General features: G+C 40.7%; 22 protein-coding genes. 20 read left to right on the forward strand and 2 right to left on the reverse strand.

Annotated elements, in window-relative coordinates; translation table 11 throughout:
• Window positions 1–41: 41 nt before the first annotated feature.
• Window positions 42–1,061, reverse strand: coding sequence for a substrate-binding domain-containing protein (locus tag EDD69_RS02505; protein WP_132947377.1), 1,020 nt, complete (start codon window positions 1,059–1,061; stop codon window positions 42–44).
• 414 nt (window positions 1,062–1,475) lie between these two features.
• Here EDD69_RS02505 and EDD69_RS02510 point away from each other — a divergent pair, with 414 nt between their 5' ends.
• From EDD69_RS02510 to EDD69_RS02520, 3 genes are all read left to right on the forward strand, one after another.
• Window positions 1,476–2,549 (forward strand): BtaManbiosPhlase, encoded by a 1,074-nt coding sequence (locus EDD69_RS02510; protein ID WP_132947378.1) that lies wholly within the window; start codon window positions 1,476–1,478, stop codon window positions 2,547–2,549.
• Between the two features lie 127 nt (window positions 2,550–2,676).
• Window positions 2,677–5,184, forward strand: a complete 2,508-nt coding sequence (locus EDD69_RS02515) for a beta-mannosidase (RefSeq protein WP_132947379.1) — start codon at window positions 2,677–2,679, stop codon at window positions 5,182–5,184.
• 45 nt (window positions 5,185–5,229) lie between these two features.
• Window positions 5,230–6,240 carry a zinc-dependent alcohol dehydrogenase family protein gene (locus tag EDD69_RS02520; RefSeq protein ID WP_132947380.1) on the forward strand — a complete coding sequence of 337 codons (1,011 nt, stop codon included), beginning with the start codon at window positions 5,230–5,232 and terminating at the stop codon, window positions 6,238–6,240.
• A gap of 196 nt (window positions 6,241–6,436) precedes the next feature.
• Here the strand turns inward: EDD69_RS02520 and EDD69_RS15190 are convergent, their stop codons facing one another.
• Window positions 6,437–6,580, reverse strand: coding sequence for a hypothetical protein (locus EDD69_RS15190; RefSeq protein ID WP_165871706.1), 144 nt, complete (start codon window positions 6,578–6,580; stop codon window positions 6,437–6,439).
• Between the two features lie 330 nt (window positions 6,581–6,910).
• On the opposite strand from EDD69_RS15190, the gene EDD69_RS02530 reads away from it, so the two are divergent.
• The 17 genes from EDD69_RS02530 to EDD69_RS02605 all read left to right on the forward strand — a co-directional run bounded on the left by EDD69_RS02530 (window position 6,911) and on the right by EDD69_RS02605 (window position 22,345).
• Window positions 6,911–7,852 carry an MTP-1 family protein gene (locus EDD69_RS02530; protein ID WP_132947381.1) on the forward strand — a complete coding sequence of 314 codons (942 nt, stop codon included), beginning with the start codon at window positions 6,911–6,913 and terminating at the stop codon, window positions 7,850–7,852.
• Window positions 7,853–8,127: 275 nt separating this feature from the next.
• Complete coding sequence (gene manA, locus EDD69_RS02535; RefSeq protein WP_132947382.1) at window positions 8,128–9,075, forward strand: mannose-6-phosphate isomerase, class I; 948 nt, start codon at window positions 8,128–8,130, stop codon at window positions 9,073–9,075.
• A gap of 25 nt (window positions 9,076–9,100) precedes the next feature.
• A complete protein-coding gene (locus EDD69_RS02540) occupies window positions 9,101–10,849 on the forward strand; it encodes a phospho-sugar mutase (protein ID WP_132947470.1) in 1,749 nt (582 codons plus the stop codon).
• 509 nt (window positions 10,850–11,358) lie between these two features.
• A complete protein-coding gene (locus tag EDD69_RS02545) occupies window positions 11,359–13,026 on the forward strand; it encodes an AAA family ATPase (RefSeq protein ID WP_132947383.1) in 1,668 nt (555 codons plus the stop codon).
• 19 nt (window positions 13,027–13,045) lie between these two features.
• The gene (locus EDD69_RS02550) at window positions 13,046–13,276 is read left to right on the forward strand and encodes a DUF2997 domain-containing protein (RefSeq protein WP_132947384.1); all 231 of its coding nucleotides are present in this window, start codon (window positions 13,046–13,048) and stop codon (window positions 13,274–13,276) included.
• Window positions 13,277–13,280: 4 nt separating this feature from the next.
• A complete protein-coding gene (locus EDD69_RS02555) occupies window positions 13,281–14,009 on the forward strand; it encodes a hypothetical protein (RefSeq protein ID WP_132947385.1) in 729 nt (242 codons plus the stop codon).
• A gap of 33 nt (window positions 14,010–14,042) precedes the next feature.
• Window positions 14,043–14,768 (forward strand): ComEA family DNA-binding protein, encoded by a 726-nt coding sequence (locus EDD69_RS02560; RefSeq protein ID WP_132947386.1) that lies wholly within the window; start codon window positions 14,043–14,045, stop codon window positions 14,766–14,768.
• On the forward strand, window positions 14,768–15,373 hold the full coding sequence (locus EDD69_RS02565; protein WP_132947387.1) for a 4Fe-4S single cluster domain-containing protein: 606 nt from the start codon (window positions 14,768–14,770) through the stop codon (window positions 15,371–15,373). The genes EDD69_RS02560 and EDD69_RS02565 overlap by 1 nt, the downstream gene beginning before the upstream one ends.
• Before the next feature lie 164 nt (window positions 15,374–15,537).
• A complete protein-coding gene (locus tag EDD69_RS02570; RefSeq protein WP_132947388.1) occupies window positions 15,538–16,527 on the forward strand; it encodes a LacI family DNA-binding transcriptional regulator in 990 nt (329 codons plus the stop codon).
• Complete coding sequence (gene rbsK, locus EDD69_RS02575) at window positions 16,524–17,420, forward strand: ribokinase (RefSeq protein ID WP_132947389.1); 897 nt, start codon at window positions 16,524–16,526, stop codon at window positions 17,418–17,420. Before EDD69_RS02570 ends, rbsK begins: the two co-directional genes overlap by 4 nt.
• Window positions 17,417–17,815 (forward strand): D-ribose pyranase, encoded by a 399-nt coding sequence (gene rbsD / locus EDD69_RS02580; protein WP_132947390.1) that lies wholly within the window; start codon window positions 17,417–17,419, stop codon window positions 17,813–17,815. Before rbsK ends, rbsD begins: the two co-directional genes overlap by 4 nt.
• 56 nt (window positions 17,816–17,871) lie before the next feature.
• Window positions 17,872–19,347: a sugar ABC transporter ATP-binding protein gene (locus EDD69_RS02585; RefSeq protein ID WP_132947471.1), complete on the forward strand. Its 1,476-nt coding sequence runs from the start codon at window positions 17,872–17,874 to the stop codon at window positions 19,345–19,347.
• Complete coding sequence (rbsC, locus tag EDD69_RS02590; RefSeq protein WP_132947391.1) at window positions 19,347–20,315, forward strand: ribose ABC transporter permease; 969 nt, start codon at window positions 19,347–19,349, stop codon at window positions 20,313–20,315. The genes EDD69_RS02585 and rbsC overlap by 1 nt, the downstream gene beginning before the upstream one ends.
• 30 nt (window positions 20,316–20,345) lie before the next feature.
• On the forward strand, window positions 20,346–21,287 hold the full coding sequence (gene rbsB, locus EDD69_RS02595) for a ribose ABC transporter substrate-binding protein RbsB (protein WP_132947392.1): 942 nt from the start codon (window positions 20,346–20,348) through the stop codon (window positions 21,285–21,287).
• Window positions 21,288–21,373: 86 nt separating this feature from the next.
• Window positions 21,374–21,574, forward strand: coding sequence for an Rpn family recombination-promoting nuclease/putative transposase (locus EDD69_RS15485; RefSeq protein WP_243643017.1), 201 nt, complete (start codon window positions 21,374–21,376; stop codon window positions 21,572–21,574).
• Window positions 21,575–21,585: 11 nt separating this feature from the next.
• Window positions 21,586–21,855, forward strand: coding sequence for a hypothetical protein (locus tag EDD69_RS15490; RefSeq protein WP_243643018.1), 270 nt, complete (start codon window positions 21,586–21,588; stop codon window positions 21,853–21,855).
• Between the two features lie 13 nt (window positions 21,856–21,868).
• Window positions 21,869–22,345, forward strand: coding sequence for a macro domain-containing protein (locus tag EDD69_RS02605; protein WP_132947393.1), 477 nt, complete (start codon window positions 21,869–21,871; stop codon window positions 22,343–22,345).
• Window positions 22,346–22,558: the final 213 nt, after the last annotated feature.

Here is a 22,558-nt window from a genome sequence, read left to right on the forward strand (position 1 = left end):
TTTGGGCCAGCCCCTCGAATGTCATTTTTCGCTGCGAACGTTCATGATTGCTTTGGTGCTAATGCGGTAGATTCTCTCTTAATCAGTTTCGAGGAGAGAAGGATTTCTTGGAACGGTTCGTTTTTGTTCTCCATTCTCCAGAAAAGAAGTTCGACTGCTTTTTTCCCATACAGTTCTAAATCAATATCGACAGTTGTTGTTTTTGGTGTAGACATTCGTGATAGTTGACCATTATCATAGCTGCATACGGACGCTTGTTCTGGAACGTGAATACCTTGTTGCCTTAAGATGGAGTTGACTAAAAATCCTAATCCGTCATTGACGCAAAACCATGCGGTTGGCTTCTTTTTTAATTGTTGAATATATTGGAATATAACTTCCTCTTTTTCTTCCGCATTTTTAAAAATAAAATCTTCGTTTGGTTCAATTCCGTAGTCTTTCAATGCAAGTAAATATCCTTCATATCGTTCTTCATAGCTCGGCGAATAGTCGATATTGCCGACAAAGGCGATATCACGATGATTGAGCTCAATTAAATGCTGAACGGCAAGATAGGCGCCAAAGCGATTATTGGTTAATACGGCATCTGCCTGAATATTAGGATGATGGTGATCAACGAGGATGGTTGGAATGCCAGTTGAAATCACTTTATTAATGTATTCCGTACTGATGTGGGAAAGAATTAAGATTCCGTCTACCATCTTATTTTCGATAAATGAAGGCAAAATCAGTTGTTCTTTTTGTTCCTGATTAATCGATTGAATGTGTAAATTCATTCCTCGTTTAAGAACTTCCTTCTCGATGCTCAAGTATATTTCTCCAAAAAAGTTTTTAAAAGAAAACGTTAGGTCGGAGGCAATTAATCCAATGTTTCCTTTCTTCTTTTCTTTTCGTTGTTTTCGCGATTTTGGGTATTCATATCCCATTTCTTCCGCAACACGTTTAATCAATTCCCGAGTTTTTTCGCTTACGCCATCTTTTCCTCTTAAGGCTTGAGACACAGAGTTTTTTGATATATTTAATCGATCAGCGATATCTTGCATTGTTACTTTCTTTTTCATAATTTAACACACCTACTTTAAGCATGATTGAATGAATATGCTTCATCAATTAAAACAAGTGATGTAACTTTACAAAGTTTAAATAATTAACATTACATTTGTAATATACATATATTTTTACATATATTTTATTGTTAACGCAAGGTTTTTATATAGCAATTTAGAAAGTTTAAACGTTGTAATGTAATTTATAAAAAATTTATTGACTATAAAAACTAAAAATGGAATAATTTATTTCAAGATTACAAATTAAAATTGATTTTTAGTTACATGCTGATATGTAACGTTACAATAGCAAATTCCTTTTTAAAGCGTTTTCAAAAAAGTGATAAAGTCGTAATTTCTTCTGGTGATGTAGTTGGCTTGATCCTTGTTTCATTACTCTAGAAGGAACTATAAGTTTGGAGGGGATTTATTTTGAAAGTCAATCGTTTTCCGGAAAATCCATTAATCACCCCGAGCGATGTGAAGCCGTTTCATCATGATCATGAAGTGATTGGGGTTTTTAACGCGGGCGTCGCCCAATACAATGGTGAGATTTTATTATTGCTTCGTGTTGCTGAACGTCCCATTAGTGAAGATCCGAATATCGTCAAAACGTCTGTGATTGATTTTTCAAGCGGAGAAGGAAAACTGAAAGTGGTTGAATTGCGTAAAGATGACTCGAGATTTGATTTTTCCGATCCGCGTGTCATTTTTTACAACGACCCTGATCGCAGAGTCGCTTATCTCACGTCCTTATCTTATATTCGTATTGCTCGCAGTAAAGATGGCTGCAACTTTACCATTGATGAGAAACCTTTCATTTATCCGGAAACGGAACGTGAGGCATGGGGTGTTGAGGATCCGCGCGTTACTCAGATCGATGATACTTATTATATTCAATATAGTGCGGTGTCGCCCGAAGGAATTGGCGTAGGGCTTGCATCGACAAAAGATTTCGTGACTTATGAACGCCACGGATTGATTTTTCATCCGGAAAATAAAGACGTGGCTATTTTCCCTGAAAAAATTAATGGAAAATACTATGCGTTGCATCGCCCAGTGCCAAAAGGAATTGGCAGGCCGGAAATTTGGATTGCAGAGTCGGATAATCTTCTTTATTGGGGAAATCATCGACACTTGTTAGGCCTTCGTGAAGAAGGTTGGGAAAACGGTCGTATTGGCGGAGGGGCCGTTCCATTTAAGACAGATAAAGGCTGGTTAGAAATTTATCATGCTGCTGATAAAAATGATCGCTATTGTTTAGGAGCTGTTCTTCTTGATCTCAATGATCCGACTAAAATTCTGGCCAAAACGGAAGAGCCTATTTTAGAACCTGAGGCAGATTATGAAAAAAATGGATTCTTCGGTCATGTAGTCTTTACTTGTGGTTTAGTTGTAGAAGGGGATATCGTTAGAATCTACTATGGCGCAGCTGATGAATCCATTGCCGGCGCCGAACTGAGTTTGCAGGAAATCATGTCAAAATTAAAGTATTGCCAATAACGTATTCCGATTGTAAATGATTACTTCTGGCTTATCTAAGCGTCGATAAAAAATTTCTTTTAAGAGACCGTCTATGAAATATAACGACATAAGGTTCTTGTTCTTTACAATGCGGGGGGAGTGAATCTTGTTAATCAATAAAAATTGGAAAATACAATATTTTGATGTAGGGCAGGTAAGTGATTTAACGATCGCAGATCCAAACTATATTGATCATTTTTGGATGTCAGCAAAGGTGCCAGGAGACGTACATTCGATTTTACTGGAAAAGAATTTGATTGATGATCCCTTTTTTGGCCATAACGATTTGAAATCGAAATGGGTGGAAGAAAAGGTTTGGTGGTATCGAACGGAATTTAAATTTGAAAAAAACAACCTAGATAAAGATGAACGTCTAGAGTTGATTTTTGAGGGATTGGATACCTTTGCGACTGTTTATTTAAATGGAGTGGAGTTAGGGTCTACTGAAAATATGTTCATTCCTCATACTTTTGATGTGACTAGAGAAATAGTGGACGGAAGAAATGTCTTGGCTGTAAAATTTAATCCGGTTTCCTATCAGTTGAAGGACAAAGAGAAGAATTATTGGGCTGGATTTGGAAAAGACCGCATATGGGCGCGTAAGGCTCAATATCACTTTGGTTGGGACTGGGGACCGCAAATTCTAACTGTAGGCATTTGGAAAGATGTGCGTTTAGAAAAAAGAAAAATTGCCAAGATCGAAAGCGTTTACACAAGAACGCTTGACATTCAAGATTGTCGGGCTCTTGTTCAAATCGATATTTGCACAAAAAACTTTATTAAGGGAAAAAATTTATATGCAGAAGTTGCGCTAAAAGATCAAGAACAACAATTTTTCGAAACCGTAAATATTGATCAAGATCGAGCGACGATCACTTTGAACGTCGACAATCCAAACCTTTGGTGGACACATGATTTAGGAGAACCAAATCTTTATCAGTTATGTGTCGTTTTAAAATGTGAAGGTGAAATTCTTGATACTTATCAAGCAGAAGTTGGAATTCGTACGATTGAACTAATGACAAGAGATTGCGAAGGGAATCCGCGGTTCACCTTTGTTTTAAATGGTGTAGAGATGTTTGCAAAAGGGGCGAACTGGATTCCGGTTGACAGCTTTTTAGGATCCGCGCCAGAATCACGCTACCGTCATCTTATTCAACTTGCGAAAGAAGCGAATATGAATATGCTGCGCGTATGGGGCGGAGGAATTTATGAAAAAGACATTTTCTATCAAGAATGCAATCGCCAAGGAATTTTAGTTTGGCAGGACTTTATGTTTTCCTGTGCGTTATATCCAGATTACAACCGCAATTATATGGAAAACGTCCGTAAAGAAGTGATTTCGGTTATTAAACGGCTGCGGAATCATCCTTCCATCGCGTTATGGTGTGGAAATAATGAAAACGATTGGTTGTATGAAGTGGAGTATGCTGCTGGAAACATTCATACTCCTTTTTATGGGGAGAAAATATATCATGAGTTAATTCCTGAATTATTAGAAGAGCTAGATCCTTCAAGGGTTTACTGGCCGAGTTCACCATATGGCGGAAATGATCACAACTCGGAAGAGGAAGGTGACCGTCATAATTGGCAAGTTTGGCACGGGAATGTGGAACCTCGAAAATTCGGTCAGAATTTAGGGCAGAACCTCAGTATTGAAGGGGTTTCGTTTAGAAATTATAAAAAGGATCGCACACGGTTTTGCAGCGAGTTTGGCATCCATGCATCTGCCAATCGTTATACGCTGGAAAAAAATCTTCCTGAGGGAACTTTTTATTGGGGCAGCGATGAATTGGCCTATCGCAATAAAGATTATCATCATATAAAAGGAATTTTGTTGATGGAAGGATATACCGGCATTCCGAAAAATATTGAGGAATACATGAATTATTCAATGCTCACGCAGGCTGAAGGGTTAAAGTATGGAATGGAACATTATCGCCGTAATAAACCGGAAACAAGCGGAGCTTTAATCTGGCAATTGAATGATTGCTGGCCTGGTACGAGCTGGTCGATGATTGATTATTACTTATTGCCAAAAGCTTCATATTATTATAGTAAAAAATTTAATGCTCCTCTTTTATATACGCTTGAACATGACCCTGGTGATGATTTACATCTATGGGTTGTGAATGACCGATTAGAAGATCATGAAGATGTACTGGTGTTCGAAGTGTTTCATTTTAATGGTGAGTTAGTGTATTCCAAAGAATTTTTTATCAATGTGAAGGGGAATGCTTCGATTCATATTGCTTCATTAACAGAAGCTGAGATTTTACGAGGGCAACCTGCTGAACAAGTTGTTGTCCGTTTAAAATCGTTGAATAAAAAAGTAGAAGAAAACTATTATTATTTGAGAAATCACAAGGATCTTCAGCTGCCGAAAGCCAAGTTGCAAGTAAAAGTGATGCCAGAAAAACAGGAAGTGGAAATTCGTACGGATTGTTTTGCCCGCTTTGTCAAACTGGAACTTCCTGCGGAAAAAATTATTTTTTCTGATAATTTCTTTGACTTGCTTCCTTCGGAGCGAAAGATCATCAAAATTAGACATTTAGACGGCAAAGCCATTTCTTTCGACGGTTTAAGCGTATCGGCCATCAATGGCGGCGCTTGATCTGATGGCTTTTTCTCCAAGATGAAAAGCATGAGGTGGAAAGTGATGAAAGCAGCGGTTTTTTTAAGAAAAGGGAAAATGGAAATACAAGAAAGAGAAATCCCAACTCCAGCTTCTGGAGAAGTTTTAGTGAAAGTGAAAGCGTGCGGCATTTGTGGAACAGACCAACACATTTTTCATGGGCATCCAGGTTCAACAGATGTGGTAACTCCTATTGTATTGGGGCATGAATTATCAGGTGAGGTAGTTTCAATTGGAGATGGAGTTCAAACTTTAAAGTTGGGAGACCGTGTGACGATTGATCCTAACATTTATTGCAGAACTTGTGAGTATTGCCGGCAAGGTCGTCAACACTTATGTGACAATCTTGAGGCAATTGGGGTCACTCGTGATGGCGGAATGGCTGAATATGTTACAGTTCCGGCTGAAAACTGCTATGTATTGCCTGATTCTTTATCTTATGAAGAAGGCGCAATGGTAGAGCCGTTAGGTTGCGTTATCCATGGGATTGAGCAAATAAAAATATGGCCAGGTGCCTCCGTTTGTATTATTGGCGGAGGATTTATTGGTCAAATCATGCTTCAGATGGTTAAGATGTATGGGGCATCTCCGGTTCTAGTAAGTGAACCAGATGAAAGCAAACATCAGACATTGCTTGATTTTCAAGCTGACTTCGTGATTAACCCGCTTAAGAAAGATCTGAAACAAACGATTGCAGGCGGCGTTGATATTGTAATTGAATGTGTTGGCCGTCAAGAGACAATGGAGCAAGCGGTTGCGTTAGCTAAGAAAGGCGGGCAAATTTTGTTCTTTGGTGTGTCTTCTCCGCATGACAAGATTCAAGTATCACCTTATGAAGTGTTTTCTAAAGAACTGACGATTCGCGGCTCGTTTATCAATCCTAACACCCATCCAATGGCCATTTCTTTGATTGAAAAAGGAAAAGTGAGAATACAACCTTTGATTAGTCATTACTTTAATTTGCAAGAAATTCCGGATATTATGCCGAAATATAGAGAAATGAAAGTAACAAAAGGGATATTGAGGTTTGAATAAAAATATATTTATGACACAAACTCGAGGAGGGGCCATTACTTTTGGGACATCCCTTTTTATTTTGTTTATAAAAATCAACATAGTCAGATTAATAATATTACTGAAAGATTACTGTGATGATTTGTAACGTTACATTAAAACTTTAACCATGGTAACAGTAGTTGATTGATCATTTGGAGAATATGATTCTTAAACCTCATATATATGATAAGCTTAATTTTCCGACATAAACAAGCTTTTCTGCCACTTCTCCGAACGAAAACGCCATCAGACAAATGAATTTGTCTGTCATGCGTTTTACGTTCGGAATCGGCATGCTTCTAGCATGCCGGGGCGGCAAGAAAAATCTTGCCGCCTATGGCAGAAAAGCGGTCTTCTATTCATGATGAGATATGTCGGAAACTCAACTTGAATCTATATAGAAGCAAAAAATGACAAAAATTCATAAATACAGTGTAGAATATAGTTGACTAAATAATTTTGTAATGTAAAAATTAATTTTGTAATCTAATTTGTAATTTAATTATTACTCTATCGATAAAGATTATGGAACGATGGCTGAATTCGAAGAGTTTATTAGAGAGGCGCATCGAAGAGATATCTGAATATTATAGAACGCATCATATTATCATACGAAGCATTGATGGTAGGAATTTAGGAGGATCATTTTATGCAGCTAAAGAAAACGGATGTTAAAACATGCGCAACGCTGCTAAAAGAATTTCAAAACGCTCCGCAACCTTTTAATCCACAAAAATTGATTTTCAAGGGAGTAGGAGATCGAGACGTTTATAATATTTCAGCGCCGTTTGAAGATGAGGGAGAACTTGTGATTGCTGGCCGGGTGGAACCTCGAGATAGCGAACATTCAGAAGTATACTTTTTTGTGAATCGCAATGGAGCATGGATACCAAAGCAAGGGGCGCCGGTATTTCAATTACAAGATCCTTTTTTCACGAAAATCGGCGGCGAATTAATTTTTGGAGGAGTACAAACGTTTCCTCACCCAACAGTTGAAGGAACTCCGTGGTGGAGAACCGTTTTTTACCGAGGGAAGAATATTGCTGATTTAAAAGAATTTGCAAAAGGCCCAGAAGGCATGAAAGATTTAAGACTGATTGAGCTTCAAGATGGCTCGATCGGTGTGATTACAAGGCCGCAAGGTGAAAAAGGGGGACGCGGTAAAATCGGTTTTACACGAATTCCGTCACTCGATCATTTCAATCTTCAGGCCATTCAAGAGGCTCCGCTTTTAGAAGGACAATTTATTGATGAGGAATGGGGCGGAGCGAACGAACCGCATTTACTTTCTAATGGGCTCATTGGCATTCTCGGACATATTGCTTGTTTTGATGAAGAGGGAAATCGCCATTATTATCCGATGGTATTTGTCTTGAACCCTGATACAGGAGAATTTTCAGATATCGAGCTGATTGCGACAAGATCTCATTTCTTAAAAGGTGCTTCTAAGCGTCCGGATCTTGCCGATGTTGTCTTTAGCGGCGGTTTGATTCGTAAAGGAGACGGAACTGCTGATTTATATGCAGGCGTTAGTGACGCAGAGGCACAAAAAATTACAATTGTTGACCCATTTATCAAATACGAAAAATAGTGAATTATCGTTCGGGATCGGCATGCTTCTAGCATGCCGAGGCGGCAAGAAAAACCTTGCCGCCTATGACAGAAAAGCGGTCTTTTATTCATGATGAGATATTTCGGAAACTCAATTTGATTGTATATAGAAGGTTTTTTGGTAATGTTGTATTTTCTTGCGGGGCGATTGTGGAAGGCGATATATAATTATAATTGGTATAATATAAGTAATATAGAAAAATAAGTAATAATATAGAAAAATATAATTAGGATCCACTGGGGGGGAAGGAAACGATGAAACAGCCAATTTTTTTACGCCCTGTTTTTCAAGAACGAATCTGGGGCGGAACGAAATTGCGGGATTTGTATGGATATGACATTCCTTCCGAACAAACCGGTGAGTGTTGGGCGATTTCCGCTCATCCAAACGGGCAAAGTGTTGTTCGTTCTGGAAAATTTGAAGGAATGACGTTAGGACAGTTGTGGGATGAGCATCGTGAACTATTCGGTCACTATGACAGCGACCGTTTTCCGTTATTAACGAAGATTTTAGATGCGAATGATGATTTATCGGTTCAAGTGCATCCAGATGATGAATATGCTCGTACATATGAAAATGGTGAATTAGGAAAGACGGAATGTTGGTATGTGATTGATTGCGAAGAAGGCGCGGAAATTATTCTGGGGCATAACGCTCGTACAAAAGAAGAACTGGTTGAAATGATTGAAAAAGGTCAGTGGGACAAGCTGTTGCGTCGCGTGAAAGTGAAACCGGGAGACTTCTTTTATGTCCCAAGCGGTACGATTCATGCGTTATGTTCCGGATTGTTAATCTTAGAGACACAACAAAGTTCTGACACAACATATCGAGTCTATGACTACGATCGTCGCGATAAAAACGGCAATTTACGCGAATTGCATTTAGACAAAGCGATTGACGTTACAACTGTACCGCATGTGCAGACGCAAGTCGAGCCAACCGTTGTAAAAACAGCGGGGGCGACGATTACGACATTTGTTGAAAGCGAGTATTTCACCGTTTATAAATGGGATGTACATGAGCATCTTGAATTAGAACAAGATCAACCGTTTATGCTTGTGAGCGTGATTGACGGAGAAGGAACGATTATAACGGAAGAAGGAGAATGGAAGATTCGTAAGGGAGACCATTTGATTCTTCCTTATCAACTTGGAACGTTTCAAGTTAAAGGAACTGCGCAAATGATTGTGTCACATCCATAATAAGCCAACAGGAGGGGATCGAATGATGACATGGAAAGCAACAGTAGAAAAATGGCTTTCGTATCCACAGTTAGATGCAGAGTTAAAACAACAATTACTCGCGATGCAAAATAATGAAAAAGCGCTTGAAGATAGCTTTTATAAAAATTTAGAGTTTGGTACAGGCGGAATGCGCGGGGAGATTGGCCCTGGAACGAACCGAATGAACATTTATACAATCCGGAAAGCATCTGAAGGGCTGGCTCGTTACATTGTCGAACAAGGCGAAGAAGCAAAAGCGCGCGGTGTCGTGATTGCCTACGATTCCCGTCATAAGTCGCCTGAGTTTGCGTTAGAAGCGGCAAAAACAGTAGGTAAGCATGGCATTAAGGTGTATTTATTTAAAGAACTTCGTCCAACGCCGGAGTTGTCGTTTGCGGTTCGTCATTTAGGAGCATTTGCCGGTGTGGTCATTACTGCGAGCCATAATCCGCCAGAGTATAACGGGTTTAAAGTATATGGGCAAGACGGCGGACAAATCCCGCCTGCGATGGCAGATACGCTGATTCAATATGTCAATGCGGTTGAGGATGAGTTGGCAGTGGAAGTAGCAGAAGAACAAGAGCTGCTTGAAAAAGGGTTATTGACGTATATCGGCGAAGAGATTGATGAGGCGTATATTGAACAATTAAAAACAATCCAATTAAATCGAGAGCTTGTTGCGAAAATGGCGAAAGAGCTAAAAATCGTTTTTTCTCCGTTGCACGGAACAGCAAATAAGCTCGTTCGTAAGGGTTTACAAGCATTTGGGTTTGAGAATGTGACTGTCGTAAAAGAACAAGAACAGCCGGATCCAAACTTTTCAACGGTGGCGTCGCCAAATCCGGAAGAGCACGCCGCATTTGAGTTGGCCATTCGATACGGCAAAGAAATTGATGCCGACATTTTAATGGCAACCGATCCTGATGCGGATCGTCTTGGGGTAGCGGTGAAAAATGCAGATGGCGAATATGTCGTGTTGACCGGCAATCAAATGGGCGCATTGATGCTAGAATATTTGTTGTCGCAAAAACAAGCAAAAGGCATTTTGCCGAAAAACGGCGTCGTTTTGAAAACGATCGTGACATCCGAAATCGGCCGCGCGATTGCGGAACATTACGGTTTGCCGACGATTGATACGTTAACCGGATTTAAGTTTATCGGCGAAAAGATCAATGAATTTGAACAAACGAAACAATACACGTTCCAATTTGGTTATGAAGAAAGCTACGGTTATTTAATCGGCGACTTTGTCCGCGATAAAGATGCGGTGCAATCAGCCATTTTTGCGGCAGAAGTTGCGGCATATTATAAGTCCAAAGGAAAAACGTTGTATGAAGGGTTATTAGAGATTTTTGAGAAATACGGTTACTACAAAGAATCATTGCGTTCGTTGACGTTAAAAGGAAAAGACGGTGCCGAGCAAATCGCAAACATTCTAGCGACATTCCGCAAAGAGCCGCCTAAAGAGGTTGCCGGCGTGAAAGTTGTCGCGATTGAAGACTATTTGATCGGTAAACGCACCATTGTCGCGACAGGGGAAGAGTCAACGATTAACTTGCCGCGCTCAAACGTGTTGAAGTATCATCTTGCGAATGGCGCATGGTTCTGCTTGCGTCCATCAGGAACAGAGCCAAAAGCGAAATTTTACTTTGGCGTGAAAGGAACATCATTAGAAGAAAGCGAAACATTCCTTACACAGTTGGAAAATACGGTAATGGAGTTAGTGAACAACATTGTTTATCAATATCATTAATTGCGCTGTTTCGTTTTCGGACTGTCTATGCTAAAGAAGCGATCGCAAAAAGATTAGCCACCTCATTCATTCGTGAGGTGGCTAGTTTTTTGTTTAGATTAATCTCCTTAAGGGGAACTAATCACCAGTGGTATATGTATTCCTCGAAAGTAAAAAAGACATTTATTGAGCTTTATTATGCCTGTCATAATACTAGGGAGTTATTGTATTGTGAATATCAATCATCACCCTAATTCGTCGTTGTATCACGGTATGATCGGTTTATATGCTGACATCATTGCCAAGCAGGGAATAAAGATATACCCCAGAAGCGATTTTTTTGATTTTTAGACATGATTCGACAAATTTTGTTTTGGATATTATGTAAAATATCGTTAATAAGAACAATGATTGGAATTTTATATCTCCGGAGCTATGTTGTTTTTTTATTATTTCTGCAGCTGTTTTTTAATTTTCTAATAGATCAAGAATGTTTTTATCGTTGGGATTGTAGGGGGAGAAGGAGTTCTATGGCGACATCCACTATTTCAGAATTCAAAACACTGCTTTCGAATTTATTGAAGGCTCGTTTTCCTTATTTGTACATATCTACATGGGAAGAGGAACGTGCGCTATCTGTTATTGAATCGGTTGTCAAAGATGAAGCGTTAATTAAGACGCCAAGAAAACTGTTTACTTGGAGCATTACAAAAGGGATGGCTGAATGGGGGAAAAAAGGAACGGAAGAAACGAAAGTTCCGATGAATGCGCTTCAATTTATTGAAAACTTTGATGAGCCCGCTGTATTTGTCATGAAAGATTTCCATATCTTTTTTGGTGCTCAGCATAGCCGTCCAGACCATCAAGTCATTCGCAAGATTCGAGATCTTTTACCTTTGTTAAAACGAAGCAGAAATCCGAAGAATGTCATATTCGTGAGTCCAATTCTTGCTATACCAAACGAGTTGCAAAAAGATGTAACGATTATTGATTTTGACCTTCCTACGTTTCAAGAAATCAAAAATGTTTTAAAAGAGATGGTGATTGCCAATCGAAATAGCGGACGGATTATGATTGATCTTTCTCCAGAGGATGAGGAGCGTTTAGCGAAAGCTGCTTTAGGCTTGACTCTCCATGAAGCGGAAAATGCGTTTGCCCGCGCCATGGTTCAAGATGGACGATTAGATCGAAATGATGTTGAAGTGATTCTCGAAGAAAAAAGGCAGATTATTAAGAAATCCGAGATATTGGAATTTATTAAGAGCGATTTGAATATTGAAGATGTAGGAGGGCTGGAGAACTTAAAAAGGTGGCTAAAGAAGCGCAATAAATCTTGGTTAGATTCAGCCAAAAGATATGGTCTTCCGGCGCCAAAAGGAGTATTGATTACCGGTGTTCCTGGTTGTGGAAAAAGTTTAATTGCAAAAGCGATTAGTGCCATGTGGAAACTCCCGCTTCTTCGTCTAGATTTAGGGAAAATTTTTAGCGGAATTGTTGGAAGCAGTGAAGAAAATATGCGAAAAGCAATTAAAACGGTTGAAGCTATTTCCCCAGCGATTTTATGGATTGATGAAATTGAAAAAGGATTTAGCGGTCTTTCTTCGAGCGGAGATAGCGGTACGTCTAGCCGAATTTTCGGTACATTTTTGACGTGGATGCAGGAGAAGACGAAGCCTGTTTTTGTCGTAGCTACCGCCAACAATATTGATTCTTTGCCAGCGGAACTCATGCGCAAAGGTAGATTTGATGAAATCTTTTTTGTTGATTTGCCAACAAAAAAGGAGAGAAAAGAAATTTTCCTTTTACATTTGCGAAAACGGCTGAAAGATCCAGAGGTAATAGGGGATTTTCAAATCACAGACGCGGTGCTGGAACATTTAGCGAATTTGACAGAAGGATATGTCGGGGCAGAGATTGAGCAAATTGTGATTTCTGCTTTATTTGACGCGTTTTCTGAAGAACGCAGTCTTCGTTTGGAAGATTTAGAACGAGCGATCAAAAATACCGTTCCATTATCCGTCACACAAGCAGAACAAATTCGGAGAATTCGAGAGTGGGCAAATGTTCGAGCGGTCGCAGCGACCCCAAATGAAGATCGAATGGATTACCAAAAACAATCATCTAAATACGAGATATCTCCTTCCAGCGATGAAATGGATATTAAGTTTGCAAGAGGCGGAAGAGCGGTTGATTTTTAACGGAATCGGGGGATGAAGCATGTCTTCGAAAAAAATTCGTATTCAAATATTCCCGGATGGTCAAATTAAAGCGGATGTTTTAGGGGTTAAAGGAAAGAAATGCACTGATTATATTTCGATTTTAGAAGAATTATTGGAAGCGGAAACAATTGATTCGGAGTATACAGCAGAATATTATGAAACGGAACAGTTAGAGATTGATCAGGAAATCCATCAGCCGATGACGCTATATTCCTGGGAGGAGAGATAAAGGAATGTCGGTATCATTAACGATGATTCCCATCGTTTTAGCTTTGCGAATTGTAATGGGAAAAAATCAATTTGAAAAATGGGTGGAATCGATGGAAAGAGCGATTCCTACCGTGTTTGTCAATGAATCGGATTTGGTTGATGCGTTGATTCAAGCGGGATATGATGCGGAGAAGTACGGAGGCCTGATTAAGACGCATCATCTGAATAAAAAAGATTATTTCTTTTGGGAGTTTCGCCAAGGAAAGTGGCATGCGATTTTTTCTAAGCAGAATTCTCAAGATATCGCTGCACAGTTTATGGACGATTTAGAAAGAAAGTTGAAGCAAAAAATATTTCATAGAGAACGAGAGAGCGCGGTTGAACAAATAGAAGAGCCGAGAGTATTTCCGACAAACTTTCGGGATCGCTCCCTTCTCGTTCGCACGCTGCAGGATTTTGGTGTGAATACCGTTCAAATGAATAACGGCGACATTGTGTGTACGATTCAAAATGCTCAATTAACTTTTCGTCAAGAAGGGGATGCTCCTTTTCATGTAGAGATCGCCAATGCTCCTCGTTTGCAGGAGATTTATTACTATCTTTCGGATCTTGATGACGAGTATAAAAAATATGTACAATCGCAAGTTTATGAGAAGTTGAAAAAGAAAATAAAGGAGAAGGCATTTACCATTGAAAATGAAGAAGTACTCGAGGACAACTCCATTGTAATTACGTTAAACATTCAACAATAACTGCAATTTTGTTTGTGGCAGGGGGAGTAAAAGATGTCTCAGGTCAAAATGAAGAAAGGCCGTCTGTGGGAAATTTTAAATTCATGGTGGATCTTGCTGACGTTTACGTTATTTTTTAACTGGTTAGCGTTTTTTTATATTGGTTATAAGGTGAGAAATCGAAAGTGGGGCGTTTGGGGACTGATTTATTCCATTCCATTTATGTTTTCGATGATTTTTGAAGGCAAAATGTTAGACATTGGTGTGTCATTAACGTTATTAGGAGGCATTTCCTCTATTTTTCATGCTTTTAAAATTCGAAAAGAGTTTCTCTATCGACTAGAAGCAATGAAAACGATCGAGAAGGTCGAAGAGGTTCAGCTTTTGCATAAAATAGAATCTGAGTATGGTGTAAGATTACAGAAAGAAGGAGTAAAAAAATCATCGGATATAAAAAATGCGATGAATGACAATAAGAAAGATATGCTGTTAGAATCTACGGTATCTCGCACACATGGTATTCAAGAAGAACATTCATTTGTTGTCGATATTAACAATGATTCAGAAGAGATGATTGCCAAGCTTCCTGGAGTTGGAATCGTTTTGGCTAAAAAGGCAGTGGATCTTCGTCAAAAAAATGGGGGATTTGCTTCTGTAGAAGAATTTTCCCAAGCTCTAGGGCTTAAACCGCATATCGTTGAGAAAATTCGACCTCATGTAATCATTAAACCGATCCAATCTTTCCAAAAAGAAATGTCTGGTCGGTTGGTGGATTTTTGATGGCGTTACGGATTCATCGCTTCATTCCTTACACAGAAGTCGAAGGACCTGGAGCGAGAGCTTGTATTCAAGTGCAAGGGTGCCCTATTCGTTGTCCGGGATGCGCAGTGCCTTTTACGTGGTCTGAATCAGGAGGATATGAGATCGAAGTGGATGAATTAGCAGAACGAATTTTATCTGGGCCGAAGGTTGAAGGAGTCACTTTTTTAGGCGGGGAGCCTTTTGCTCAAGCAAAAGAGCTAGCGAATTTAGCGAAAAAGTTAAAGAAAAATGGACTTTCCGTCGTCACTTTCACAGGATATGTTTTAGAAGATATTTTAAAAGAGGCGCGAGAAGATTGGATGGAGTTGTTGCAAGTGACGGATTTACTAATAGACGGTCCTTTTCGCAAGGATCTATTGGATACTAGCCGGCCTTGGGTTGGCTCACTAAATCAGCGATATCACTTTCTCACTAGTCGTTATAAGCATCTAGAAAAAACATTAAAAAATGTCCCGAATCGATTAGAAATTCGTATTCATTCAGATGGTCGCGTATTTGTGAATGGATTAGCGACTACCGATCACATGAACGATTTGTTTAAAGATTTGTATGAATTTGATTAGAGTTGTTACTTGTTGCAATATCTCCTCTCGCTGCACTTCTAGTGGGAGGAGATTTTTTTATTTTGTTCACTTGATCGCGATTTCACGTAAAATCTATTGATTTTTTTTCCATTCTCGTCTATACTTTATGTAACCGGTTACATAAGATAGGGTGGAGAATAGAGATGGCAACGATTCGCGATGTTGCTAAGTTAGCAGGGGTATCAGTCGCAACGGTTTCACGCGTATTGAATCAAAATGGTTATGTCAATGAAGAAACGGAAAAGCGCGTGAGGCAGGCGATTGAACAATTGAATTATAAACCAAATGAGGTCGCGCGGACGCTTTTTAAAAAAACATCGAAGACGATTGGGTTGATTGTTCCAGATATTTCAAACCCGTTTTTTCCAGAGCTCGTCCGCGCGGTAGAAGATGTGACCAATATTTATGATTATACGGTGATTTTGTGCAATTCCGATGAGAAAATTGAAAAGGAAAAAGAATATATTGAAGTATTAAAACAAAAATATGTCGATGGTATTATTTTGACGACCAATCAGTTAGAGCTTGCGGAAGTATCCGAGCTGGATGTGCCGGTTGTTGTGCTGGACCGTCCGCTGAATCATTCGTTTCCGTCGGTGATCGCCGATAATTATGGCGGGGCGCGGTTAGCGACGCGGCACTTATATGAAATTGGCTGCCGGCGAATTGCCCATATTCAAGGACCTTTGCATGTTGTGAACGCGGTGGAACGGTTTAAAGGTTACCGCGATGAAATGCAGGAGTTAGGCCTCTGGGACGAAGATCTCGTCATTCTCGGAAACTATCAGCTAAATCAAACGAAAGAAGCTGTATTACAAGCTTTAAAAGAGCATGAGATTGACGGAATTTTTGCCGGGAATGATGTAATGGCTGTTGGCGCGCTAAAAGCGGTGCAACAACTTGGGCTTCGCGTGCCGGAAGATGTGGCGATTATCGGATATGACGGCATTCCGCTTACAGAAATGACAACGCCGGAATTATCGACGATTTCACAGCCAATTTATGAAATGGGCGCGATTGCGGCGCGGCTGTTAGTGAAAAAAATTGAAGGGCAGCCGCTTGAACAAATTCATCACGTATTGCCGGTCAAGCTTGTTCAACGGCAATCGACGAGTAAGGGGGAGAAGAAATGAAAAAGCCAGTAATTACGGTCATCGGAAGTATCAATATGGACCTTGTCACGATCGCAAGCCGTGTTCCATCTCAAGGTGAAACCATTTTGGGTGAAAAATTTCACCTGATCCCCGGTGGAAAAGGAGCGAATCAAGCGGTGGCAGCCGCTCGTTTAGGAGCGGAGGTCCACATGATTGGTGCGGTAGGTACCGATGCGTTCGGAAAGGAGCTAATGAACTCTCTTAAACGAGAAGGTATTTTTGTCGATCATGTGAAACCGGTTACACATATAGAAACAGGGGTTGCCTCGATTACGATTTCAGAAGGAGACAATCGAATCATTGTCGTTCCGGGAGCGAATCATGCTTTATGTCCAGAAGATGTAGAGCAATGCGAAGACGTGATTGCAAAGAGCGATGTTTGTCTTTTACAGCTAGAAATACCGCTTCTAGTTGTTGAAAAGGCCGTTTCCTTAGCCAAAAAACATGGAGTTCTCGTCATTTTAAATCCGGCGCCGGCGCAGCCGCTGCCGAAATCATTGTTAGAGCAAGTTGACATTCTGACGCCGAACGAACATGAGCGTGACATCATTTTAGCAGGAGAGGATGCGCAGAAGTTTGCTCACAAGCTAGTCGTCACAGAAGGCGCACGCGGTGTGACGATGGTGAAAAACGGGAAGCCGATGCGGATTCCAAGCTTCAGCGTTTCAGTGGTGGATACGACAGGAGCCGGAGATACCTTCAACGGTGCGCTTGCGGTGGCATTAAGTAAAGGAATGGAATTGGAAGATGCGTGTTATTTTGGAAATGCTGCAGCTGCGCTATCTGTGACAAAGCTCGGTGCACAAACAGGAATGCCTACAGAGGCGGAAGTTCGACAATTTCTTGAAATAAAGGAAGGGGGATCACAATGAAAAAGCGCGGAATTTTGAATAAAGAATTGAACACTGTTTTAGCTTCTCTTGGCCATACAGATACCATTGTGATTGCGGATTGTGGATTGCCGATTCCAGACGATGTTATTCGTATTGATTTATCGCTTGTCAAAGGATTTCCGCCATTTTTGCCTGTGTTAGATGCCATTGTAGAGGAATTGGAGATTGAAGCGATCACGCTTGCGGAAGAGATTAAAACAAACAACGCGAAGATGTATGAGGAGATTCAGAAACGATTTGAACAAACAACCAAGCAATTTGTTTCCCATGACCAATTTAAAGAGATGACAAAGTCAGCGAAAGCTGTCATTCGTACAGGAGAGGCGACACCATATGTCAACATCATTCTTCACTCAGGCGTCAACTTTTCTTGAACACATCGGACCTTTGATGAAAAGGGGAGAGGAATGTGACCAAGCCGTTTATTGAAATGAAAGGAATTAAAAAGGCCTTCCATCAAAACGTCGTGTTAGATGGAGTCGATTTTGAAGTACGTCCTGGTGAAGTGCATGCGTTGATGGGCGAAAATGGTGCGGGGAAATCAACACTGATGAAAATATTAACGGGAATTTATGAGCGTGATGCCGGGACGGTCATGGTCAACGGAAAAGAAGTGCATTATCGCCATCCAAAAGAAGCGGAGCGAGACGGAATTTCTGTTATTCATCAAGAGTTGAATATCATTCCGACATTAACGGTTGCCGAAAACATATTTTTAGGACGTGAGCAGACGATCGGCCGGACAGGAATTGTTCGCAAAAAAGAAATGGAAGAGCAAGCGAAATTATATTTGCAACGGCTCGGCATTGAGATTTCGCCAAATGAGATCGCGGGCAATTTGTCAGTAGGAAAACAGCAAATTGTCGAGATTGCAAGAGCCTTATCAACAAACGCCAAGTGTCTCATTATGGATGAACCGACAGCAGCATTAACCGACCGGGAGATTCGCACGTTGTTTGATGTGATTCGCTCGCTTAAACAGCAAGGAGTCGCGATTGTGTATATCTCGCATCGAATGGAAGAGATTTTTACGATTTGCGATCGGATTTCGGTGTTGCGAGATGGTCAGTTTATCGGAACGAAAAAGATACCAGAAACGAACTTTGATGAAATTGTTCATATGATGGTTGGGAGACAAATTGGTGAGCGCTTTCCGAAGCGGGAAAAACGAATTGGTGAAGAACGGCTGAGAGTGGAAGGATTGACGCAAAAAGGAGTTTTCCATCATGTTTCCTTCTCAGTTCGCGCCGGTGAAATTCTTGGTGTTGCGGGGCTAATGGGAGCAGGACGCACGGAAATTATGGAAGCCATTTTTGGAGTGCGAAAAGTAGATGAAGGAACGATTTATATTCATAATAAGCCGGTCAAAATTAAGTCTCCGCGCCAAGCAATCGAGCACGGTATTGCTTTCATTACCGAGGACCGAAAAGGCAAAGGACTTGTTCTGCATATGAGCGTCCGTGAGAATTTAACGTTGCCAAAAGCGGAGCAATTAGCAAAGGTCGGTGTCATTCAAGCGAAAAAAGAAAACGATCTCGTTCAATCCCTTATCGCTCGCTTAAAAATTAAAACCGCTTCACCGGAATTAGAAGTAAAGGCATTAAGCGGAGGGAACCAACAAAAAGTTGTATTTGGAAAATGGCTGGCGATGGAACCGAGTATTCTCATTTTAGATGAACCGACGCGCGGCGTTGACGTCGGGGCAAAAAAGGAAATTTACGAGATTATGAATGAACTAACGGCACAAGGCGTGGCGATCATTATGGTCTCATCGGAGCTTCCTGAAATATTAGGAATGAGCGATCGCATTATGGTTGTTCATGAAGGAAAGGTAACGGCGATCTTAGATAACAAAAATGTTGATCAAGAAACGATTATGCGTGCGGCGACGGGAGGGGAAGCGTAATGCAACATCCGAGTATTCAAGAAAAGAATGCAAGTGCAGCTTTGAGTTTTGATGTGAAAAAACTTGGTCCGCTCATTGGATTGATGTTGCTTTGTATCGTGTTGGCCTTTTTAAGCGATAGCTTTTTTACAGTGGACAACTGGTTAAACATTTTGCGGCAAGTATCCATTAATGCTCTTATTGCGTTTGGGATGACATTTGTCATTTTAACCGGCGGTATTGATTTATCAGTCGGTTCTGTGTTAGCGCTCTCAAGTGCGATTGCAGCGGGTCTGATGGCCAGCGGCATGGGAGGATTTTCAGCCATCATTATTGGAATTATGGCCGGATTGGTGATGGGAGCACTTAATGGGGTGATTATTACAAAAGGACGTGTGGCTCCGTTTATTGCAACGTTAGCAACGATGACGATTTTTCGTGGAGCGACGTTAGTATATACGGAAGGTCGGCCGATTACTGGTTTCTCTGATGACATTTTGTTTCAAATGATAGGCCGCGGTTATTTTCTTGGCATCCCGGTTCCAGTCGTTTTCATGGTTGTGATTTACGCTGTTTTGTACTTTGTTTTAAAGAAAACGACATTTGGTCGTCATACTTATGCGATTGGTGGCAATGAAGAAGCGAGTCGTTTATCAGGCATTCGCGTCGACCGATTAAAAATTTGGATTTATTCGTTAACTGGTGGATTGTCAGCGCTAGCAGGACTTATTTTAACTTCACGTTTAAACTCAGCGCAACCGACAGCGGGAACCGCTTATGAGCTAGATGCGATCGCCGCAGTTGTGCTTGGGGGAACAAGCTTATCAGGCGGTCGCGGCTGGATTTTCGGTACATTTGTTGGCGCGCTAATTATCGGTGTGTTGAACAATGGTTTGAATTTATTGAATGTATCTTCGTTTTATCAACAAGTCATTAAAGGGATTGTCATTCTTCTTGCGGTTATTTTAGATCGCCGCAAAGAAGTTTGATAGATAAAATTTTAAAGGAGTGGGGGAGCAATGAAGAAATTAGGAAGTATATTGATGGTTCTCATGTTGGGGCTTAGCGTGTTGCTAGTGGGCTGTTCGCTTGAGGGAGGTACAAAGACAACGAGTGGCGACCAAGCGAAAAAGAAAGAAGGAGATATGAAAATTGGCTTATCGATTTCAACGTTAAACAACCCGTTTTTCGTAACGTTGAAAGAAGGAGCTGAAAAAGCAGCGAAGGAAGCAAATGTAGAATTAACCGTAGTCGACGCACAAAACGATTCTGCAAAACAAATTAGCGATATTGAAGATTTAATTCAGCAGGGTGTTGATCTGATTTTAGTGAACCCAACGGATTCGAGCGCAATCACAGCAGCCATTGAATCTGCTAATCAGGCAAATATTCCAGTCATCACAGTGGACCGCAGTGCAGATGGCGGCAAAGTCGTTGCTCATATTGCTTCTGATAACGTAGCCGGCGGTAAAATGGCAGGTGAATTCTTAATTGAAAAATTAAAGGATGGCGGAAATATCGTTGAATTAGAAGGAATTCCTGGCTCATCTGCGGCACGTGAGCGCGGTGAAGGATTCCATCAAGTGATTGACAAGGCAAGCAATCTAAAAGTCGTTGCAAAACAAGCAGCTGATTTTGACCGTGCCAAAGGGTTATCGGTCATGGAAAACATTTTGCAAAGCCAAAGCGATATTCAGGCTGTGTTCGCACATAACGACGAAATGGCGTTAGGCGCCTTAGAAGCTCTTGAAGCTCGCGGCATGAAAGATGTGATTGTTGTAGGATTCGATGCTACAGAGGATGCGGTAAAAGCGGTAAAAGAGGGGAAAATGGCGGCGACAGTAGCCCAAAAACCTGAAATGATCGGTGAAATGGCTGTGGAAACAGCGTTAAAAGTATTAAATGGCGAAAAAGTGGATTCATTTATCCCTGTGCCACTAGAGTTAGTGAAAGGGAACTGATCGATACACGAGAACTATTTGTCAAAGAAAGAAGAGAGAGGGGAGTGGGATTCCCTCTCTCTTCTTTTTGTTAGAAAATTTTGTTTTTGACCTTGATTTTCTCTGGACAAGATTATTCTGAAATTCCTCCAACGATCATGATTACCATCCTTCATTATCCGTTATTCTCTCAGGAAACCGATCGCTTCCACGCCGTGTTTCATTTACGCGAAGACCATGAACATTTTATTTGGAGCCCGCATATTGAATTTCATGCGATTGATTTATCACAATTTATGGTAAAATGAAAGAAATAAAGATGGAAGATGAAGGCAAATTAACCAGCGGAATTACTTTGGCTCATGATGTTAATGGCAAAAATAAATCAGCTTACGAAATGCGTCTTAAGTTTTTGCGAGATCAACTTTCCAACCTTCGCAGTGAGCGGCGAGCAGGGCTAGAAGAAGGATTGAAGAAAGGTCGGGAGGAAGAGCGAAAGAAAATCCTTTGCAATATGGCAGCAAAAGGGATGAAGATCATGGACATTGTAGGACTGACAGAAGAAGTTCAAAAACTGTTGGAAGAGTAAGGGAGTGATGGTTGTGATCAAGATCGTGAATGGAGACATTACCAAACTTCAAGATGTTTCATACATTTGTAACGCCGCAAACGGAATCGGTCCGATGGGGGGAGGTGTAGCGGCTGCGATTCGAAGAGCCGGCGGCAAAGAAATTGAAACAGAAGCGATCAAGGTTTGTAAGGAACAAAATCCGATGCCAGGCGACCTGTATGTCACCCATGCGGGAACCCTTCCTTATGAAGGCATCATTCATTTGGTGACGATGAAAGAACCGGCGGGGACGACATCGTATGACATTGTCAAAACATGTTTGCAAAATTTAGTCGCTTACTGTCAAGAGCATGGAATTCAAAAGGTTGCGCTTCCGGCTTTAGGAACAGGGGTAGGAAAATTGGATAAAGCAAAAGTCGCTGCCATTTTCAAAGAAGTTCTGGAACCGGTGAAAGACATTGAATTTATCGTGGTTGATATCGACCAAGAGTTTATACAAAGTTTTTAACATCGATGAAGTGGACATCGGGTGTCCACTTAAATTTTTTATGTTCAATTATCTGAATATTCGTGATATTATTGGGTAAAGGAGGTGATCAGTTAGGAGAACGATGGATATTTTTTAGTAGAATGAAATCATATGTCTTCAATTTTCTTCATTTCCTGCTTTTTTCTGCATAGAACCCTCCAATCAATGTTGTTTTGATGTTCAACGGTGAGA

Source organism: Thermolongibacillus altinsuensis (assembly GCF_004341205.1).
In the GTDB taxonomy this organism is placed as follows: Bacteria; Bacillota; Bacilli; order Bacillales; family Anoxybacillaceae; genus Thermolongibacillus; species Thermolongibacillus altinsuensis.

What these genes read in the sequence shown, in the direction of transcription:
- EDD69_RS02550 (WP_132947384.1), top strand. Translation starts at nt 13,046, where the DNA reads ATGTCTTCGAAAAAAATTCGTATTCAAATATTCCCGGATGGTCAAATT.
- manA (WP_132947382.1), top strand. Translation starts at nt 8,128, where the DNA reads ATGAAACAGCCAATTTTTTTACGCCCTGTTTTTCAAGAACGAATCTGG.
- EDD69_RS02585 (WP_132947471.1), top strand. Translation starts at nt 17,872, where the DNA reads ATGAAAGGAATTAAAAAGGCCTTCCATCAAAACGTCGTGTTAGATGGA.
- EDD69_RS02520 (WP_132947380.1), top strand. Translation starts at nt 5,230, where the DNA reads ATGAAAGCAGCGGTTTTTTTAAGAAAAGGGAAAATGGAAATACAAGAA.
- EDD69_RS02505 (WP_132947377.1), bottom strand. Translation starts at nt 1,061, where the DNA reads ATGAAAAAGAAAGTAACAATGCAAGATATCGCTGATCGATTAAATATA.
- EDD69_RS02530 (WP_132947381.1), top strand. Translation starts at nt 6,911, where the DNA reads ATGCAGCTAAAGAAAACGGATGTTAAAACATGCGCAACGCTGCTAAAA.
- EDD69_RS02565 (WP_132947387.1), top strand. Translation starts at nt 14,768, where the DNA reads ATGGCGTTACGGATTCATCGCTTCATTCCTTACACAGAAGTCGAAGGA.
- EDD69_RS02560 (WP_132947386.1), top strand. Translation starts at nt 14,043, where the DNA reads ATGTCTCAGGTCAAAATGAAGAAAGGCCGTCTGTGGGAAATTTTAAAT.
- rbsC (WP_132947391.1), top strand. Translation starts at nt 19,347, where the DNA reads ATGCAACATCCGAGTATTCAAGAAAAGAATGCAAGTGCAGCTTTGAGT.
- rbsK (WP_132947389.1), top strand. Translation starts at nt 16,524, where the DNA reads ATGAAAAAGCCAGTAATTACGGTCATCGGAAGTATCAATATGGACCTT.
- EDD69_RS15490 (WP_243643018.1), top strand. Translation starts at nt 21,586, where the DNA reads ATGGAAGATGAAGGCAAATTAACCAGCGGAATTACTTTGGCTCATGAT.
- rbsD (WP_132947390.1), top strand. Translation starts at nt 17,417, where the DNA reads ATGAAAAAGCGCGGAATTTTGAATAAAGAATTGAACACTGTTTTAGCT.
- EDD69_RS02570 (WP_132947388.1), top strand. Translation starts at nt 15,538, where the DNA reads ATGGCAACGATTCGCGATGTTGCTAAGTTAGCAGGGGTATCAGTCGCA.
- EDD69_RS02545 (WP_132947383.1), top strand. Translation starts at nt 11,359, where the DNA reads ATGGCGACATCCACTATTTCAGAATTCAAAACACTGCTTTCGAATTTA.
- rbsB (WP_132947392.1), top strand. Translation starts at nt 20,346, where the DNA reads ATGAAGAAATTAGGAAGTATATTGATGGTTCTCATGTTGGGGCTTAGC.
- EDD69_RS02540 (WP_132947470.1), top strand. Translation starts at nt 9,101, where the DNA reads ATGACATGGAAAGCAACAGTAGAAAAATGGCTTTCGTATCCACAGTTA.
- EDD69_RS02555 (WP_132947385.1), top strand. Translation starts at nt 13,281, where the DNA reads ATGTCGGTATCATTAACGATGATTCCCATCGTTTTAGCTTTGCGAATT.